This window comes from Paraburkholderia ginsengisoli NBRC 100965 (genome assembly GCF_000739735.1).
Taxonomy (GTDB): Bacteria; Pseudomonadota; Gammaproteobacteria; order Burkholderiales; family Burkholderiaceae; genus Paraburkholderia; species Paraburkholderia ginsengisoli.
Genome location: NZ_BBJF01000006.1, coordinates 433,177 through 451,564, shown reverse-complemented (window position 1 = coordinate 451,564; position 18,388 = coordinate 433,177). Strand labels below are relative to the sequence as shown.

General features: G+C 63.6%; 16 protein-coding genes. 9 read left to right on the top strand and 7 right to left on the bottom strand.

The features are described 5' to 3' along the window. Positions 1 to 37: 37 nt before the first annotated feature. On the bottom strand, positions 38 to 793 hold the full coding sequence (locus BGI01S_RS14995) for a fimbria/pilus periplasmic chaperone (RefSeq protein WP_042326534.1): 756 nt from the start codon (positions 791 to 793) through the stop codon (positions 38 to 40). Positions 794 to 872: 79 nt separating this feature from the next. After that, entirely contained in the window at positions 873 to 1,415 is a 543-nt protein-coding gene (locus BGI01S_RS14990) for a fimbrial protein (RefSeq protein ID WP_084585376.1), read from the bottom strand. A 1,033-nt stretch (positions 1,416 to 2,448) separates the two neighbouring features. On the opposite strand from BGI01S_RS14990, the gene BGI01S_RS28995 reads away from it, so the two are divergent. Then, positions 2,449 to 4,956, top strand: coding sequence for a hybrid sensor histidine kinase/response regulator (locus tag BGI01S_RS28995; protein WP_052400477.1), 2,508 nt, complete (start codon positions 2,449 to 2,451; stop codon positions 4,954 to 4,956). A gap of 150 nt (positions 4,957 to 5,106) precedes the next feature. On the opposite strand, the gene BGI01S_RS14980 is transcribed toward BGI01S_RS28995, so the two are convergent. From BGI01S_RS14980 to BGI01S_RS14970, 3 genes are all read right to left on the bottom strand, one after another. Next, a complete protein-coding gene (locus BGI01S_RS14980) occupies positions 5,107 to 5,310 on the bottom strand; it encodes a DUF3562 domain-containing protein (protein WP_042326533.1) in 204 nt (67 codons plus the stop codon). Positions 5,311 to 5,481: 171 nt separating this feature from the next. After that, a complete protein-coding gene (locus BGI01S_RS14975) occupies positions 5,482 to 6,549 on the bottom strand; it encodes a DMT family transporter (protein ID WP_042326850.1) in 1,068 nt (355 codons plus the stop codon). Positions 6,550 to 6,637: 88 nt separating this feature from the next. Then, entirely contained in the window at positions 6,638 to 7,531 is an 894-nt protein-coding gene (locus BGI01S_RS14970) for a LysR family transcriptional regulator (protein ID WP_042326532.1), read from the bottom strand. A 210-nt stretch (positions 7,532 to 7,741) separates the two neighbouring features. Here BGI01S_RS14970 and BGI01S_RS14965 point away from each other — a divergent pair, with 210 nt between their 5' ends. From BGI01S_RS14965 to BGI01S_RS31285, 8 genes are all read left to right on the top strand, one after another. Continuing rightward, entirely contained in the window at positions 7,742 to 8,362 is a 621-nt protein-coding gene (locus BGI01S_RS14965; protein ID WP_084585375.1) for a lipocalin family protein, read from the top strand. 76 nt (positions 8,363 to 8,438) lie between these two features. After that, positions 8,439 to 9,215: a DUF1295 domain-containing protein gene (locus BGI01S_RS14960; protein WP_042326531.1), complete on the top strand. Its 777-nt coding sequence runs from the start codon at positions 8,439 to 8,441 to the stop codon at positions 9,213 to 9,215. Between the two features lie 56 nt (positions 9,216 to 9,271). Further along, a complete protein-coding gene (locus BGI01S_RS14955) occupies positions 9,272 to 10,366 on the top strand; it encodes an SAM-dependent methyltransferase (RefSeq protein ID WP_042326530.1) in 1,095 nt (364 codons plus the stop codon). Positions 10,367 to 10,736: 370 nt separating this feature from the next. Beyond that, on the top strand, positions 10,737 to 11,543 hold the full coding sequence (locus tag BGI01S_RS14950) for a class I SAM-dependent methyltransferase (protein WP_042326529.1): 807 nt from the start codon (positions 10,737 to 10,739) through the stop codon (positions 11,541 to 11,543). A 222-nt stretch (positions 11,544 to 11,765) separates the two neighbouring features. Next, positions 11,766 to 12,377 carry a cytochrome b gene (locus BGI01S_RS14945; protein WP_042326848.1) on the top strand — a complete coding sequence of 204 codons (612 nt, stop codon included), beginning with the start codon at positions 11,766 to 11,768 and terminating at the stop codon, positions 12,375 to 12,377. Between the two features lie 70 nt (positions 12,378 to 12,447). Next, positions 12,448 to 13,899 carry a glycosyltransferase family 2 protein gene (locus tag BGI01S_RS14940; protein WP_042326528.1) on the top strand — a complete coding sequence of 484 codons (1,452 nt, stop codon included), beginning with the start codon at positions 12,448 to 12,450 and terminating at the stop codon, positions 13,897 to 13,899. Positions 13,900 to 14,093: 194 nt separating this feature from the next. After that, the gene (locus BGI01S_RS14935) at positions 14,094 to 15,356 is read left to right on the top strand and encodes an aromatic ring-hydroxylating oxygenase subunit alpha (protein WP_042326527.1); all 1,263 of its coding nucleotides are present in this window, start codon (positions 14,094 to 14,096) and stop codon (positions 15,354 to 15,356) included. Positions 15,357 to 15,824: 468 nt separating this feature from the next. Then, a complete protein-coding gene (locus BGI01S_RS31285; protein WP_084585384.1) occupies positions 15,825 to 16,241 on the top strand; it encodes a rubredoxin in 417 nt (138 codons plus the stop codon). Between the two features lie 146 nt (positions 16,242 to 16,387). Here BGI01S_RS31285 and BGI01S_RS14920 read toward each other — a convergent pair whose 3' ends face one another. Both BGI01S_RS14920 and BGI01S_RS14915 read right to left on the bottom strand, forming a co-directional pair. Further along, positions 16,388 to 17,242 carry an oxidoreductase gene (locus BGI01S_RS14920; protein WP_042326526.1) on the bottom strand — a complete coding sequence of 285 codons (855 nt, stop codon included), beginning with the start codon at positions 17,240 to 17,242 and terminating at the stop codon, positions 16,388 to 16,390. Positions 17,243 to 17,427: 185 nt separating this feature from the next. Further along, entirely contained in the window at positions 17,428 to 18,357 is a 930-nt protein-coding gene (locus BGI01S_RS14915; protein ID WP_042326525.1) for a LysR family transcriptional regulator, read from the bottom strand. Positions 18,358 to 18,388 lie beyond the last annotated feature (31 nt).

The following is an 18,388-nucleotide window of genomic DNA, read 5'->3' as shown; positions in this document are numbered from 1 at the left end:
GGATGTGTACGGGAGAGCCAGAAAGCCGGCTCGTGACTTACCTCGCCTGCGCTGCGTCGAGTACCGCGTCACCGTCGATGGCGCCGCCGTAATCGTTGATGGCGCGGTAACGCACCTTGCTGGCCGTGCCCTGGGACACGGCTGCGGAAAGAGGGAAGGTTTGGGTTTCGCCCGGTCTCACCATGCCGCTGTCTTCACTGCGAACCGTCTTGCCGCCCGCGCTCACCTCAAGCATCGAGAACGACACGTGGTACGGCGTCGGATTACGCGCTTCGAGCGCGGGATGGTCGCCGGCCTGAACCAGCCGCCAGGTGATCTGTGCGGGCGCATCTTCTGCACGGCCCTTCAGGCCTGCCGGACGGAAAAACATCTTGACGCGCGTGCGGAACGCCAGTTGCAGGTGGTTAGCGTCGGCCTCGCCACCAGCCTTGGGCGGCACTTCGAGAACGTTGAGCCAGAACACCGATTCCCGGTCCTGCGGCAATGCCTCTCCGGTATGCAGAATGCGCAACGTCTGTCCCTTGCCCGGATCGATGCGGGCAAGCGGCGGAGTAATGGTGAAGGGCACGTCGACGGCGGAAGGCGCCGCAGCCGGATCGCCCCTGTCGAGCCAGATCTGCGTCAATGCTGGCGACGTGCCTTCGTTGGTCAGCTTGACGGTTTGTTCGGTATCGCCGCCGCGATAGATGACCCGCGTGCCAGCGATGACGACGGCCGCCTGCGTCTGGAGCGTAGTCGCTAGTCCCAGCGCGAAAACACTGGCGGTCAGAAGAATTTTGAGCGTCTGTTTCATGTTGACTGTCGGAGCGGGAGCAGGAGAAACGCGGAGCGGATGACATCCGCCCCGCAACGCGGCGTGATTGCAGGACTGCTTATTCGTACGCGATGGAGTACATCACGCTCGAATTCGCTGATCCGGAACCCGCCACACCGGTTGTCACGTATTCCGCGAAGTACGGCAGCGTGGCTGCGCCGCCGACAAGGGCAACCGATTTGGAGCCTTGTGTACCGTCGGCAAAACCCGCCTTGATCGGTGAGGCATCGGAACCGTTCAGCACGCGGATCTTGACGTTGTCGGCACCGCCAGCATCCAGTGCGAGGTAGCCAGTGACCGGATCGGTCGTGGAACCCGATTCGAAAAACGTATGGACGTTACCCGTCGCCGTCGAGCAGCCCGACAGCGAGATGGAGAACGGCGTACGGCCGGCCGACAGGCCTGGGGCGGCAAGCTGGGACGACGAAACCGTCGGCAGGGTCACGGCAAAATCTTTTCCGCCCGTCGCGTTGATATTGCAGGTCTGGTCGGTAATGCTGCCGTTAAAGGTGATGGTGCCGTCAGCAGCATGTGAAACCATCGGCACGGCCGCAAACATGGCAACGGCTGCAGCGATGATCGCATTGCGATTGATTTTCATAAAAATCCTTTTTTCAAATAATGTTAAAGAGGACAGCGGAAAATGAAGTGCTTGCAATAGATCTTCTTTTGAAACTGTAAAAAAGTGGCAAAACTCAGGAAACAAATAGCACGAAAAACCGGCGATCCGCTTTCTCACGAATCGCGGAGCCTCACCGTCGTGAGCGCGATATTATTTTTTTATGTCGAGGCAGGACGCGGCTTTCGCACGGGCGCAGGAGGGTTCCACGCGCCACGCATGGCCCGCATGCCGCCGGCACAAAGGCAAACAGCAGCTATCTGATTTCACGAATACTTGAAGCTGCGGATTTGCTAAGCCTTGTCGGGCTTAACACGGTTTTCGTCGAAATCGAGATGGAAATCTCTGAGATGCTTGTCCGAAGCCATTTTATTGATACTAACGATTAATGCGCGTAATGTATCGGCTACCTGGAGGGGTGAATATCGAATCTTTTCGATTATGTCGTATCTGTTGCAATTTTGGAGTTATCTCGTAAATATCTCGCACGAAAATTCCTAAAGCGCTTTATCGCGGCCACCGTTTTCCTGCTGCCGTTATTAGTTGCGCGGTGCGCTGGTATTTCCGTTTTGCCGCCTGGCATCGCTTCACCGAGCCCACCGAGGATTCGTCCGCTTTCCGAGAGAATTCGCGCCGACGCTATTGCGTTGCTGACCTCGACGTGACAGCACCCCACCGAGTCGCAGCTCGGCGCGAGCCCCACCGATAGATGCTTTTTTACATTTCACGCGACGCTCTCCTCAATAATCATCTCTGTACAGGTGCTTCTGTACATTGACGAGCCGCACCTGGGGCACTGTTCTGAAAGAGTGCAGTGGCGCAGTCGTATCGAACGGCTCTCGGGCGTCCCGGCACTTTCGATCAACCGACGCATCGAGTCGTGTCATTGCCGCGTGCCCTCATTCATTGCGAGAGCTTTTGGAGGCTTTTCCAGTCCGCCGGATATGCAGTGCGCTTGTCACAGAAAGCACAGGACGCTTTGCTGCAAATTAATCCTGACCGGGAAAGAAGGCATATGAAGATGTCGGCCATCACGTGGGCGAAACTCCGTTCACTGCCACGCTACGTTTCCGGCGATTTCCGAACGTGGCGCCTCCGCCTGATTCATTCAGGCGCTGCGTTCCTGCTCGTGGGTTTCGCGATCTTCTGCGGCGCGTTGTCTTCGGCAGATGCGCAGACGTCAAAGGCGGTCGTCGTCGATCACAGCAGAGATACGATCGATCTGTGGAACAGCGTCGCTCTCCTGTCCGACCCAACCCACTCGTTGACGATCGACGACGTGCTGGCGAAGCAGGACCAGTTTCGCGGCCCGCTGCGCACGCCCCATGCGAACCTCGGCCAACGCAGCGACACGGTGTGGCTGCGCGCCGACATCGCCGTGTCCGAAGATGCGCCGCTCGACTGGTGGCTGAGTATCGACTTTATCTACCTCGACGAAATCGATCTGTACGTCGTGGAGAAAGGACGAGTCGTGCAGAGTATGTCGGTCGGTGAGGAGGAGGCCTCTGCGAAGCCCGCTTTCGCATTTCATCAACCGGTCTTTCAACTCGCGCTGGAGTCCGGCCGGCAATACGAACTGGTGATTCGCATCCGCAAGTATTCTCCGAATGCGATGCTGACGCCCATTTCGCTGATCCGAACCGGCAGCCTCATTGAGGACGAAGCGTCGACACAGTTCTGGCGAGCGATCATGCTGGGCGTCGGCGGATGCTTCGTTGCGTACGCGCTGTTTACCGCAGCGCTCAAGCGCGATCCGTTGTGTCTCTGGTTCGCGCTGTTCGCGATTTGCAGCACGGTATACGCGTCAGCCTATTACGGCTTTCTACACGCGCATTTGTGGCCGGGTTCGAGTGGTCGCTACGCTGACATCATCGCGCGCTATTGCATGCTGCTGCGCTCCATCAGTTGCTTCCTTTTCGTCGACCTCGTTCTCGACCTGCGAAAGCGAAGCCCGCGAACTAGCTGGCTGCTGAAATCGCTCACCGTTTTTTTCACGGTGTTGACCTCGCTGCTGGTGACCGGTCTGATCAGCAGAAGTCCGGTCGCATTGGCGTTCTCGTTGATCGGCACGTTGCCGCTGTTGCTGCTTGTGCCGTTCGTGTTGCGCCGCGCTGCTGAAGGCGATCCATTGTGGGACCGGGCGGTTGCCGGTGTCACGTGCTACGCGATCGGGATGATTGTCGGCGCCGGGCTGCACTACGGCTTATTCCCGTGGAACCGTTGGACCGAGAGCATCGAGCATCTGGGCGCCTTGCTCAACATGACGGCCTGGCTCGTGGTGATCAGCATACGAACGCACCGCCGGCAACGCGCGGCCGAAGTCACGGCGGTTCGCGAGCGGCAAGCCGTCGCGCGGCTTGCGGTCGACCTGAAGCGTCAAAAGGAAATTGCCGAAGAGGCGAGCCGCGCCAAATCGCGCTTTCTCGCCGCGGCGAGCCACGACCTTCGCCAGCCAGTTCACGCGATGAGTCTGTTTATCGGCGCGCTCCGCAATGTCCCGATGAACGACGAAGGGCAGCATCTGATCCGGCAGATCGAAATGTCGGCGGACGCAATCGACCGCTTATTCGCCGCGTTACTGGACATTTCGAAGCTCGATGCAGGCGTCGTGAAAATTTGCCGCCAGGCGTTCCCGATCGATACCGTGCTGGCCCGCGTCTGCGACGACTACTCGACTGAGGCCGCGGCCAAGGGCTTGACGCTCTCGTATGTGCGCAGTCGTGCGATCGTGGACTCCGATCCGGCGCTCGTCGAGCGGATTGCACGGAATCTCATTTCCAACGCGGTTCGCTATACCGATGCCGGCAGAATCGTCGTGGGATGCAGGCGGCGAGGTTCGTCGGTCGCGATCCAGGTGTGGGATACGGGCCGGGGCATTCCCCTCGATCAACAGGAGCTGGTGTTTCAGGAGTACTACCAGGTCCACAATCCCGAATCGGACAGAGCGAAAGGACTGGGACTCGGTCTCGCGATTGTCCGGCGCGTTTCCGACCTGCTGGAATGCGACCTGCGCCTGCGTTCGACGCCCGGGCAAGGCTCCTGTTTCGAAATCGCGCTTCCTCGTGTGAGCGAGGCGGTCACGCCAGTCGGCGAATCCGTCGACGAGCCCAGCGCGACGTCGGCAAGCGGCCTGGTGGTCGTCATCGACGACGAAAAAGCGATCCGCACGGGTATGTCCGCTTTGCTGAGCAATTGGGGTTACGAAGTGCTGACCGCCGGTTCGGCCGACGAAGCAATCCAACTTCTCGCCGGTCACACCGCGATACCGGATCTTCTGATTTGCGATCTGCGTTTGCGCGATGGCGAAAACGGTATTGAAGTGATCGAGAGACTGCGTACCGAATACAACTCAAGCATCCCCGCGATGCTGATTACTGGCGACACGGCCGCCGATCGTCTGGTCGAGGTTCAGGCGAGCGAGTTACTGGTGTTGCATAAGCCGGTGCCGAACAGCAAATTGAGGGCGGCGACCGTGCACCTCATGACGGCTGCGGCTTTATCGCGGGAAGCCAACACGGAATGAAGCGACACGCGCCGCGAGCAATTCTCCGCTCCACGGTTCAGGCTCGGAATCTCGCGGCGGCGCAAAGTTGGGTACGTGTGCGCAGGAAGCGGCTAGCCGGTTCGATGCGAAACATCGTCGGGAATACGGTGGTCTCTGTGCGCTGCCGTGTCAGTGTTTGCGGTTCGCGCCGTGGCGAAGCTGATCGCGCACCTTCTTCGCGGCGAACAGCGGCACATAATCGAATACGCGCGCATCGTGCCGGTAGTCGGCCAACGTGTCCGCGTACATGCGCGAAACCGTTTCGGTCGGCGTGTCGGTTTCTTCAGCGATGCTTTTCACCACTTCGTTGATATCGGGCTCGGGCTGCGACATGGATCTCTCCGGATAGGCCGGCAGGTTGGACGGAAATGCGGACAACAGGTGTCCATTACAGGATGCGATCCGCGAGCACGCCAATTGAATCGGTCTATCGCGCGATACGTTTCACAGAGATTTTTTTCTTGCGCTGCGCCAATCGCTGTTGCGGTGCGCCAGTGCACCAGGTCAATGCGTATGCCGGTGGTGAATGTCCGGGAAATGCGCATGAGCATGAGTGATCGGCCCATGGTGGTGCGGATGCGTGTGCGGCTCCTGCCCGTCCCACGCGAAATCGTGCTCGTGCTGATGATGCGCGTCATGCCGATGACGATGCGTGTGCGCGAGCGGCTCGTGCGTATGCGCATGCTCGTGACGTTCGCGGATGTGCAGCCACACGCCGAGCGTCATCAACGCGGCGGCGACCCAGAACAGCGGCGGCGGCCATTGCGGCCAGAGCAGCCATGACAGCGTCACGCCGAAAAGCGGCGCGACCGAGAAATAGGCGCCGGTACGTGCGCTGCCGAGATTGCGCAGCGCGACGACAAACAGCACGAGACTGACGCCGTAGCCCGCAAAGCCCGTGAGCATCGCGAGTGCGACGCTCGACAGCTGCGGCCAGCGCGCGCCGAGAGCGAGCGCGAGCGTCACGTTGACCGAACCGGCGACCAGTCCTTTGACGCAGGCAATGAACATCGCGTCATGCGTCGACACCTTGCGGGTGAGATTGTTGTCGACGGCCCAGCATGCGCACGCGCCGGCCAGCAGCAGCGTGCCGGCCGGCAAACCGGCCGCGCCCGGTTGCCACGACAAGGCCACGCCGCCCGCGACGATCGCGGCCATGCCGAGGAACACCTGTACGTCGACGTTCTCGCGAAACACGATCCACGCGATCAGCGCCGTGAATACGCCTTCGAGATTCAGCAGCAGCGAACCGGTGGCGGCCGGCGTCGTCTGCAGACCCAGCATCAACAGCGCAGGCCCGGCGATGCCGCCCGCCGCGATCGCGCCGGCCAGCCAAGGCGCCTCGCGCAACGGAAAGCGAGGATGAGCGGATTGCGTGTCGACGGCGGCGCGTGGTTTGAAGCGCCGCGCCAGAATCATGATGACAAGCCCGCCGCCGCTGCCGAGATAGAAAAGCCCGGCGAGCAGGAACGGCGATAGCGATCCGAGCAGCGCTTTGGCGAGCGGCGTGGTGGCGCCGAACAGCGCGGCAGCGAACAAGGCCGTGAACGCTGCGCTATGGCGGGAAGACATGGGCGGACCCTTGATGAGAACGGCGGCGACACGCACACGATAGCGCTTTCAGCGGACGACATGCGATGCCGTCGCATGATGCCCAGGGCTACGCTTCGCTGAACAGCCGCTCGGATAGAAAATCCACGAATGCCCGCAGCTTGGGCGAGAGTTGACGGCTCGACGGCCACACCACCGAAAACTGTCCCGCTTGCGCCAGATGGTCGGCGAGCACGCTGCGCAGCGTGCCCGCGCGGATCGCGTCGCGCGCGAGGAAGTCGGGCATATAGCCGATGCCCAGGCCGAGTTCCGCCGCCGCGCGCAGCGCCTCCATGTTGTTGCAGGTCAGCGCGGTCGGGAAGCGCGCGGCGGCGTCGTCGGGCAAGCCGCGCAACGCCCAGGGCTGCAACTTGCCCGAGGTCGGAAAGCGGAACCGCAAGCACGCATGCTGCGTGAGATCGGCGGGCGTGAGCGGCTCGCCGCGCCGTTGCAGATAGGCCGGCGACGCGCACAGCACAAAGCGGAACGGGCCGAGCCGGCGCGCCATCAGTTGCGAGTCGGGCAGTTCGCCGCTGCGGATCGCGGCGTCGAAGCCGCCTTCGATCACGTCGACGATGCGGTCGTTGAAATCCAGTTCGAGGTCGATCTCCGGATAGCGCTCGGCGAATTGCGGCAGGATCGGCAGCAGAAAGCGGTAGCCGATGGTCGGCAAGCTCACGCGCAACCGGCCGCGCGGCGCGGCGTTGGCTTGCAGCATCATCGATTCGGCTTCGTTCAGCGCGTCGAGAATCTGCCGGCAGCGCTCGTAGAAGCGCTCGCCGTCATCGGTCAGACTGACGCGCCGCGTGCTCCGCTGCAGCAGCCGCACGCCGAGATGCTGTTCGAGCCGCGCGACGCTCTTGCCGACCGCCGACGGCGACAGGCCGAGCCGCTGTGACGCGCCGACGAAGCTGGACGCCTCGGCCGTTTGCACGAAGGCGACGATGCCGCTCAGGTTTTCCATTCGTTTGATTCAGGAGCTGAAGTCCGGAGTGGGGTCAATGTAGCACTATTTGCGGGGTTTCATTCCGCTATGGGCGCGCGTTTAAGCGTGGTTTCGGGCAAGGTAGCGCGCAGGCTCAGGCACGCCCGTCGAATCATCATCGCCGTGCGCATCCATCCGGCAGGCTCGAACGTAATAGTTAGCACCAACGCTATGTCCGAGGCCTTCGCCATGCGCCGCGCCGTTTATGCCACCGCCACCGTTGCAGTCGTCGCCGCCGCCGCATCCGTGCTGCTGTCGAGCATCGCAGGCTGCTCCAACGGTCCGCCGAACCCCAACCCGCGCGCGGGCGAGCCGCTGTCGACGGTGCCCGTCGACTTGCCGCGCTACATGGGGCGCTGGTACATCATCGCGAACATTCCGTATTTCGCTGAACGCGACATGGTGGCGAGCCGGGCGGAATGGACCTTGCGGCAGGACGGCAAGATCGACGATTCGTACTACGCCCGCAAGAAGACCTTCGACGCGCCGGAAAAGCACTATCAGTTCCTCGACACGCCAGTGCCCGGCACAGACGGCGGCGAATGGCGCGTGCAACTGTTCTGGCCGGTGCGCGTCACGCAACTGACGCTGTACGTCGATCCCGACTATCGCTACACGATCCTCGGCTATCCCGGCAAGAACCTCGGCTGGATCTTCGCGCGCGAACCCGACATCGGCGACGACACGTACCGTGCGCTGCTCGCCCGGCTCGACGCGATGGGCTACGACACATCGCGTTTCAGGCGCGTGCCGCAGCGGCCGGATCAGCTCGGCAAGGAAGGATTTGCTTCACCCGGCGACGCGGACTGAAAACTGCGGCTGCCGTGCCGTGCCCTGCCCGCCGGGATTCACGCAACCGCATCGTCATCGAACGAATGGGAGTCACATGTCGCCACTTGCCGTCGTCGTGATTGCGTTGGTTGGGCTCGTCGCGATCTTCAGCGGCGTGTGGGCCTGGCAATTGAAGACCGAAAACGCCGGCATGATCGATCCCGTCTGGGCGTATTCGCTCGGCCTTGTCGCGGTGCTCTATGCGGTACTCGGCACCGGCGATCCGCTCGGCCGCGCGCTGGTTGCGCTCGGCGGCCTCGTATGGGGCGTGCGGCTCGGCACGCACCTGTGGAAACGCAATGCCGGCAAACCGGAAGACGCGCGCTATCGGCGCTTTCGCGAGCAATGGGGCGACAAGGCGGCCAGCAAGATGTTCTGGTTCTTTCAGTTGCAGGTCGCGATCTCGATGCTGTTGTCGATCGCGTTCCTCGTGCCGGCATACCGCGGCACGCAAGCCGCGCCAGCATGGCTCATGCTGGCTGCCGCGCTATGGATCGCGTCGGTGGCCGGCGAGGCCAGCGCCGACCGGCAACTGCGACGCTTCAAGGCCGACCCCGCCAATCGCGACGCCGTGTGCCGGGTTGGCTGGTGGCACTACTCGCGGCATCCGAATTACTTCTTCGAGTGCGTGCATTGGCTCGCGTATATCGCGTTGTCGATCGGCACGCCGTGGGGTTGGTTCACGCTGTTGCCGCCGCTGCTGATGGCGTTTCTGTTGCTGAAGCTCTCCGGCATTCCGCTCGTCGAAGCGAGCATGGCGCAACGGCGTGCCGGTTACGCCGATTACATGCGTACCACCAGCGCGCTGGTTCCGTGGCCGCCACGGCACTGAAGCGCCTGTTCGGAAAGCCGCCAATAGCCTGCCAACCACGCCAGGGAGCCGACGCGATGAGCCTGTCCACCACCGAACACCGAACCATGCCCGTCAAGTCCGCCGACGGCTGGCTCATCCGCGGCTGCGAGCGCGGCTGGCTGCCCGATCGCGCGATCCGCTTCGGCATGCGGCAGTTGCTGCGCCAGCGTCTGCGGGACGAAGCGCTCGATGACGGCGAACAGCGTTCGCAACGCCTGAACCGGCTGCTCGACGATTTGCGCGCGAGTCCGATCGCCATCGAAACGCAAGCCGCCAACACGCAGCATTACGAAGTGCCGGCCGCGTTTTTTCACGCGCATCTCGGGCCGCATCTGAAGTACTCGTGCTGCCTGTACTCCACCGGCAACGAGACGCTCGCGCAAGCCGAGGCGGCGATGTTCGAGCGCTACGCGGAGCGCGCGGAACTGACCGACGGTCAGCGGATTCTGGATCTCGGTTGCGGCTGGGGTTCGCTGTCGTTGTGGCTGGCGGCGCGCTATCCGCGCGCGCGGATCGTCGCGCTGTCGAATTCGCACGGACAGCGCGCGTTCATCGAAGCACGCGCGGCCGAGCTGGGTTTGCACAACATCGCGGTGGTCACGGGCAACATCGTCGATTTCGAATTCGACGACGTGCAGATCGGCGACGGCTTCGATCGCGTGGTGTCGATCGAGATGTTCGAGCATATGAAGAACTATGGTTTGCTGCTCGCGAAAATCGCGCGCTCGATGCGCGCCGGTGCGAAGCTGTTCGTGCACATCTTCGCGCATCGCACGCTCGCGTATCACTTCGAGGTGCGCGACGGCGGCGACTGGATGTCGAAGTACTTTTTCACCGGCGGCACGATGCCGTCCGAAGCGCTATTGCTGAACTTCCAGGACGATTTGCGAATGGAGCGGCAGTGGTGGGTGAGCGGCGGGCATTACGAGCGCACCGCGAATCACTGGCTCGCCGCGCTCGATGGCGCGCGCGACCGGGTGATGCCGATGCTCGCCGACACGTACGGCGCGCGCGATGCCGCTGTGTGGTTGCAGCGCTGGCGCATGTTTTACATGGCGGTGGCCGAGTTGTTCGGGTACGCGAACGGCAACGAGTGGGGCGTCGGGCATTACCGCTTTGTGAAGCGTTGAGCGGCGATGGGCCGATTCGCCTAACATGACGCGCAGTGTCGCGAGCGAGGTGCGGGCGCGAGTCGTCTTTCATTCGGGTTTCGATTGGGGTGTTAAGGGCTTACGGTCGCCGCGAATTGCCGGATGCCGGAAACTGCGCGAACGCGGAGCCATCAAACTGCATACGTTGCAGCGTGGGACTGCTGATCGAATGGCCTGCTTCGGGCATGGGCGTGAAGCCGAGCAGCGGGCGCGTCGAGCGCCGTAGACGCACCGGGCTTTGACCCACCGGGCCTCGTCGCAGCAATGGCTATAGCATGCTGTCCGCCGCTCTCGCAGCCACCTCGCAAGCGACCCTTGCCGCTCCCCACCCACCCGCCAGGAACCGCCCATGACCGCTCCGATTCCCTTCATCCCCGATCGCTTCAAGACCAATGCCGCGCACTATCTCGCCGGGCGTCCCGCGTATTCGCCGCAACTGATCCGGCGCGTCGCGCAGGCCTGCGGGCTGAGCGGGTCGCATCGGCTGCTCGATCTCGGCTGCGGGCCGGGGCAGTTATCGCTGGCGTTTTCGTCGTGGGTGGGCGCGGGTCTTGCGCTCGATCCCGAAGCCGAAATGCTGCGCGTCGCGGCCGGCCTCGGCGCGGGCATTGCGCCGAACATCGAGTATCGCGAGGGCAGTTCGTACGATCTGTCGCCGGCGCTCGGACGCTTCCGGCTGGCCGTCATCGGCCGCGCGTTTCACTGGATGGATCGGGCCGATACACTCGCGCGGCTGGACGCGCTGATCGAACCGGAAGGCGCAGTAGCGCTGTTCTCGACGGCCATCGTCACCGACGCGCCGATTGCCTGGCTCGCGCCGTATCACGCGTTGCTGGAGGAGTACGCGCAGAGCGATCCGGCGCGCCTGCAGCGCAAAGCCGACGACTGGGAGAGCCACGACGCGGTGCTCGCGAAGTCGGCGTTCGCGGCGCTGGAGCGTGTGTCGATTGTCGAAACGCGGCGCGTGTCGGTCGAATCGCTGAGCGCGCGGCCTTTGTCGATGTCGAGCCTGACGCGCGAGCGGCTCGGCGGCCGGCTCGACGAACTGCTGGCGCGCATCGCGGAACTGCTCGATGCACATGCAACCGATGGCTGGCTCGACGAGCGGATCGAATCGACCGCGTTGATCGCGCGGCGTGCGGGGGCGCGCAGTTAGATGGCAAGCGCGACAACCGCACTTGCAAGTCACGCGCGTGACAATCGCATTCGCACGGCACGCGTCGCCGAAACAATCGGAAATATGCCGTTAAGCGTGTGGAGGAATAAACCGGCACACTGAGGCGTTAGCTTGATACCGGCTGCGCGTGTGGCGCCGCCGCGTGCGGGCCGGATTTTCGCCGCTTTCGCAGCACGTACCGTACTCGTGAACCAAACCACCATGAACACTCACGCCGATTCACTGACCGATTCACTGACCGATTCGACCGGCGCGCCGCTGCCGACCCGCTACACCCGCATCGCGATCACGCTGCACTGGCTGATCGCGCTGCTGATGATCGGCAACGTCGTGCTCGGCCTGAGCGCGGATTCGTTGCCCGACGACTGGGTGCGTCCGGTGATCGATACGCACAAGTCGATCGGCATCACGGTGCTCGGGCTCGCACTGCTGCGCATCCTGTGGCGCCTGTCGCACAGGCCGCCGCCGTTGCCGCGCGAGTTTCCGTCGTGGGAGAAGATCGCCGCGCACGTCGCGCATTTCCTGCTGTATCTGCTGATGATTGCATTGCCGCTGTCCGGTTGGCTGCACGACTCCGCGTGGAAAGATGCGGCGACGCATCCGATGCATCTGTTCAACCTGTTTCCGTGGCCGCGCATCGGCTACGTGATGAATCTCGATCCGGCGCTCAAGGAGAGCCTGCACGACCGCTTCGGCGCGCTGCACACATGGCTCGGCTATGCGCTGTACGCATTGCTGGCGATGCATATCGGCGGCGCGCTCAAGCATCAGTGGATCGACCGCAAGTCGGTGCTCAAGCGCATGGTGCCGTGAGCATCAGCGCCGCGCCGCTTGCATGTTTCCTTTCCCGACAACCGCAGCATCGACGAACCCGGCAGCCACTTTGAAGAAAACTCTGGAACAGGCGCTCGCGCTCGCATCGCCGCGCATCCTGCCCCGTCCCGCGACATTGTCGAGCACGTTGATTCATGTCAGCGTCGTCGCCGTGTGGCTGCTGCTGTTCGCGCGCGCGTTCTTTCTGAAAGGGGCGCTGGCGTGGTCGACCGGGATTGCGTATGTCGTCTACGACACGCTGCTGCTCGCGTTCGTCACGTGGAAATCGCTGCCGCTGATGCGGCGCACGGCGCCGCTCGAAGCCGACTATGAACAGCGCGACTTGCCGGGCATGGGCGTGATCGTCGCGTCGCATAACGAGGCGGCGGTGTTGCCGGTGACGCTCGCCGCGCTGCTGCGTCAGACGCACGGCCCGGCGCAGATCGTGATCGCCGACGACGGCTCGACGGACGCCACTCGCGCGCTGCTCACCGAACGCTTCGGCCTCACGCCCGCGGCCGACGGCGTACTGAGCGCGGCGAGTTCGCTGCATCCGAACCTGTACTGGCTACGCGTGCCGCACGGCGGCAAGGCGCGCGCGCTGAACGCGGCGATCAGCGTGATGACCACCGACACCGTGATGACCGTCGACGCCGACACGCTGCTCGACGACGATGCCACCTACGCGATGCGCGCCGCGTTCGCGAGCGAGCCGAAGCTGGTCGCCGCGGCCGGCATTCTCGTGCCGGTCTGCGGCAAGTCTGTGTCGGGGCGCGTGTTCCAGTGGTTCCAAACTTATGAGTACATGCGCAACTTCATCGCCCGCTTTGCGTGGATGCGCGCGGACAGTTTGCTGCTGATCTCGGGCGCGTTCGCGTCGTTCAGGCGCGACGCGCTGCTCGACGTGGGCGGCTTCGATCCGCAATGTCTGGTCGAAGACTACGAGCTGATTCACCGGCTGCGCCGCTACTCGGTCGATCGCAACCTCGGCTGGGACGTGCGGGTGGTCGGCGAAGCGCATGCGCACACCGACGCGCCGGATAACCTCGGCAGTTTTCTGCGGCAACGCCGTCGCTGGTTCGCGGGCTTCCTGCAAACGCAGTACTGGAACCGCGACATGACCGGCAATCCGCGCTACGGCGCGCTGGGCATGCTGATGCTGCCGGTCAAGGCGATCGACACGATGCAGCCGATCTACGGCCTCACTGCGTTCGTGTTGCTACCTGGGTTTCTGTTCGGCGGGCATGGCGCGATCGTGGTGTCGATCTTTAGCGTGATCGGCGTGAAGACCGCGATCGATCTCGCGTTCTACCTGTGGAGCATCCATCTTTATCGCCGCTGGACTGGCGAGCGCAGCGGCAACAGCCTGGGGATGGCGATGCTCGCGGCGATCGCCGAGCCGTTCACGTTTCAGCTCGTGCGACATGTCGGTGCGGCGCTCGGCTGGCTGCAATTTCTGCGCGGCGGACGCGCGTGGGGCGTGCAACGCCGCTCCGGGCTGGTGGCGCGCGACGAGGGCTGACGGCGCCGCGCGGATTCCGCAACGTGCAAGCGCGCGGACCGGCGCGCTCGCACGCGAGCCAACGCATCGTGACCACCGCCGCGCGTGCCGTGGTCCGACCCGGACGGCGGCCGCTTCGAGTAGACTGGCGACGATGCCGGCCTCGACATGCAGGGCGGCGACCTTCTATCTGCTCGTGCATGGAGGCTTCACGTATGCATGCTGTTCCCCCGCTCGAACAAGACACCGTCGATGCAACCGTCGATGCGGCGCCTGCTCAGGCAGCGTCGCAGAATGCCGCTTATGCCGCCGCTCAAGCCGCCGCGCCCGCAGCGGCTCATGCGCACGCACCCGCCCAGGCCGCCGGCGGTGCGCCGGTGCGCGATCTGCGCCGCGTCGGCATTCACCCGGACTACTGGTATCCGCTCGCGTGGTCGCATGAAGTGAAGCGGGGCAAGACGCATGGCGTGACCTTCGCCGGCGACCCGATCGTGCTGGCGCGCACGGAGTCCGGCAAGGTGTTCGCGCTGGAGGATCGCTGTGCGCATCGGCAGGTGCCGTTGCATCAGGGCGTCGTCGAGGGCGAATCGATTCGTTGCGGCTATCACGGCTGGACTTACGACTGTTCGGGCAAGTGCATCGACGTGCCGTACCTCGGGCGCGAGCGTCTGCCGAACGGCGTGCGCTCGTATCCGTGTCAGGAGATCGAAGGGTTGATCTTCGTGTTCCCCGGCGACGCCGAACTCGCCGAACAACGGCCGCTGCCCGCGTTCACCTCGGTGGCGGACCCGAAGTACAAGACGCGCCGGTTCGGCCGGCCGGTGAATTGCCACTATTCGTTCATGCACGAGAACCTGATGGACATGAACCATCAGTTCCTGCACCGCAAGCAGATGGGGCAGATGCGCGCGCGTTCGCTGGGGCGGCGTAAAGGTGAAGGCTGGGTCGAAGTCGATTACACGTTTGCGCGCATGGCGGGTCAGCAGCCGATCGGCGAAGCGATCGTGTTCGGCCAGAGCCGCAAGACCGGCGGCGATAACGACAAGGACGTGATGACGATCCGCACCGAGTATCCGTATCAGACGCTGCAGATCCGCACGTCCGAACAGACGCTGGTGATGGATCTGTGGATCGTCTATGTGCCGCTCGATCGCGAGCAGCGCATCAACCGCACCTTCGGGTTGCTGTCGATTCGCAAGCCCGGCATTCCCGGCGTGCTGAATCTCGCCTGGCCGCTGCTCGTGTGGTTCACCGAGCGCATCTTCAAGGAAGATCGCGAGATCGTCGAAGCCGAACAGCGCGCGCACGATTCGCAGGGCGCCGACTGGAACCACGAGGTGTTTCCGGTCATCAACGACCTGCGCGCATTGCTGCGCGAACGTGGCGCGCCCGATCAGGTGGTGGGCGCCGGCACCGGCGACACCGCGGTGATCCGTTTCTGGGATTCGCGCCAGGGCAATCCGCTGGCGAAGACCTGAGTTGCGTGTTGTGTGACACCGCGCACGTCGAGGCGCGGTGCGGGGTGTGGGGTGCGGGGTGCGTCGCCACGCTCGCCCGCCATGCGGCGAGTCGGCGCAACGGCAGGTGAGCTTTGCGCCTCTTCCGGAATTAATCCATCTCCACACGGTGAGCAATGCAACGCGCGCGAGCGGCGATAATGTCGGCCGATACGCGCGGGTTTGCGCTAATCGGCATGTGCCGCGCTCACACCCGTGTACCATTTCGCTTTTTCCGACTTTCAAGAATCTCTCGTGAACACGCAACAAGCCACTACCGCACCGCGTAAATCGCTCACTCTGCTGCAATTGCTTGGCCTCATCGGCGCTGCCGGCCTGATCGCCTCCATCCTGCTGAACCATCTGGTCTAAATCCACCGCCTGCCTGCGCATCGCGCGTGCGGCTCCATGCCGGCACTCGTTGCCGGCTTCATCGATATTCCGAGTGCCATGTACAAGAAGGGCGTAGCCGTAGAAATCCAGTTTTCCCCCGCGCGGCTCAACGACGGCGCCGGCGATCCGTACTGGATCGACCTGACGCAGGACGAAGCGCAACGCTTGCTGGAAAGCTTGCAGGCGCGCCTCGCGAGCGGCGGCGGTGGCACGGTCGCGCCGCTGGTCGTGAGCCTCGACGACACGCCGGTGCAGCCTGCGGCAGAAGCGCCAGTGTCGGCAGCCGACCAAGCCGTTTCGGCGGACGACTTCAAGCAATGGGTCTGCGTGATCTGCGGCTGGGTCTACGACGAAGCGGCCGGTTTGCCGGAAGAAGGCATCGCGGCGGGCACGCGCTGGGCGGACGTGCCGGCCGACTGGCGCTGCCCGCTGTGCGACGTGGGCAAGGAAGATTTCGCGCTGGTCGAGTTTTAAACCCGGTAGACGGGTTTGACGGAATCGGTTTGGATTTGAGCAAATCAAACCGGCTTCGATAACGACCGGACCGAACGGTCCGGTGCTCCCATCGCTCGATTGCAACGGCGCGGCCCCTGTTGAAGAAGCCGCGCGAGCCCGCCTGATCAGGCGCTGCCTTCCGGATAATCCGCGCCTTCGCTCGCGGCTTTCCACGTGTCGAAGTCGCCGCGCATGAAGTCGAGCTTCTTGTACGCGAGATCGACTGCGGTCTTGCCGAGCAGCAGACGCAGCGGCGGCTGCTCCGACAGCGCGGCGTCGATGATCGCCTGCGCGGCCCGCACCGGATCGCCCGCCTGCTTGCCGCTGCGCGCTTCGGTCTGCTTGCGGCGCTCGCCGGCGGTGCCCGCATAGTCGTCGATCACGGTGGCCGATTGTTTGATCGACGGTCCCGCCCAGTTCGTGCGGAACGGGCCGGGCTCGACGATCAGCACGTCGATGCCGAGCGGCTTCACCTCCAGCGCCAACGATTCGGACAGACCTTCCACCGCGTACTTGGTCGCGTGGTAATAGCCGGTCGCCGCGAAACTCGCAATGCCGCCGATCGACGACACGTTGACGATCAACCCGCTGTGCTGCTCACGCATGATCGGCAACACGGCCTTCGTCATGTCGATCAAACCGAACACATTGGTCTCGAACATCGCGCGGACTTCGTCGTCCTCGCCTTCCTCGATCGCGGCCAGATAACCGTAACCCGCGTTATTCACGAGCGCGTCGATGCGGCCGAAATGCTGCTTCGCTCGTGCGACCACGTCCTCGACCTGCGCGCGGTTCGTCACGTCGAGCGGCAAAACCAGCGCGCGTTCGCCGTGCGCTTCGGCGATGTCCTTTACTTTCGACGCGTCGCGCGCGGTAACCACCGCACGCCAGCCGCGCTCCAGCACCAGCTTCGCCAGTTCACGGCCGAAGCCGGTGGAACAGCCGGTAATCAGCCAGACGGGATTGTCTCGATTCATCATTTGGGAAACTCCTGTTGATGGTCTACGAAGAGTGAAGAGTCCGTCACGACGCGATGGCGCGATGTGCGCCGTTCGCGTTCGCGATCGGTTTGCTAGTGATGTTCAGCATGAAGCGTGCGCGGCCTGATAGCGGAGAGAATCCGCGCCGGCTCGCGCAAATGCGCGTGGTTTTGCGGGCAATACCGTTATTGCCGCCTGGGTCCGGTATGGCATTTCAATTGTAGCCGCAGCGCGGCAGCTTCGCTTTGCAGCGCCGTGACGAACGCGCCGGCCAGCGGGTGGCCAGGACGGTGCTCCGGATGAATCACGCTTACGCGAAATGGCAGCGACACGGCGAGCGGCCGGATATGCAGATGACGATCGGCGAAATCGACAGCGGTCAGCGGATTGACGATCGCGATACCGAGTCCCTGGCGCACGAAGCTGCATACGGAGACGGCGGTCGGCGTCTCGATGAGCTGGCGGCGCGCAATGCCCGCTTGCGCGAAGGCTTCATCGATCTGAAGCCGGTACGGATCGTTCGACGACAGGCTGATGAAAGCCTGATCCGCGAAATCCTTCAACGCGAGCACGCGCTTCTTGAGCAACGGATGCCCGTCGGGCAACACGCACACCTCATCGACTTCGAGCAAGGGCGTGAGCCGCGTGCCGGGCGGCGGCGCGCCGTGTTCGGTCAGGCCCAGGTCGTAGCGCTGCGCGCTCAGCCATTCTTCGAGAAACGGCGACTCCTGCGTGGCGATCGACAGGCTCACGCCCGGCTGCGCGTCGTGAAAGCGCTTCGACGCGCCCGGCAGGATCGAATGCGAGAACGCGGGCAGCGCGATGATCGAAAGCTGGCCGCCCTGGAATTCGCGCAGGCTGGCCGCCGTCGACGCCACCCGTTCGAGTCCGACATACGCGCGCTTGATTTCGTCGAACAGCGTCAGCGCGGACATCGTCGGACGCAGGCGGCCTTGCGCACGCTCGAACAGCGCAAAGCCGATGCTCTGCTCCATGCGCGCCAGTTCGCGGCTGACGGTGGGCTGCGACGTGAACAGCATCTTGGCCGCTTTGGTGACGCTGCCCGCTGTCATCAACGCGCGGAAGATTTCGATGTGTCTGTGCGTGAGCGCCATGACGGGTATATCAGCAATGAATGGGGGAGCG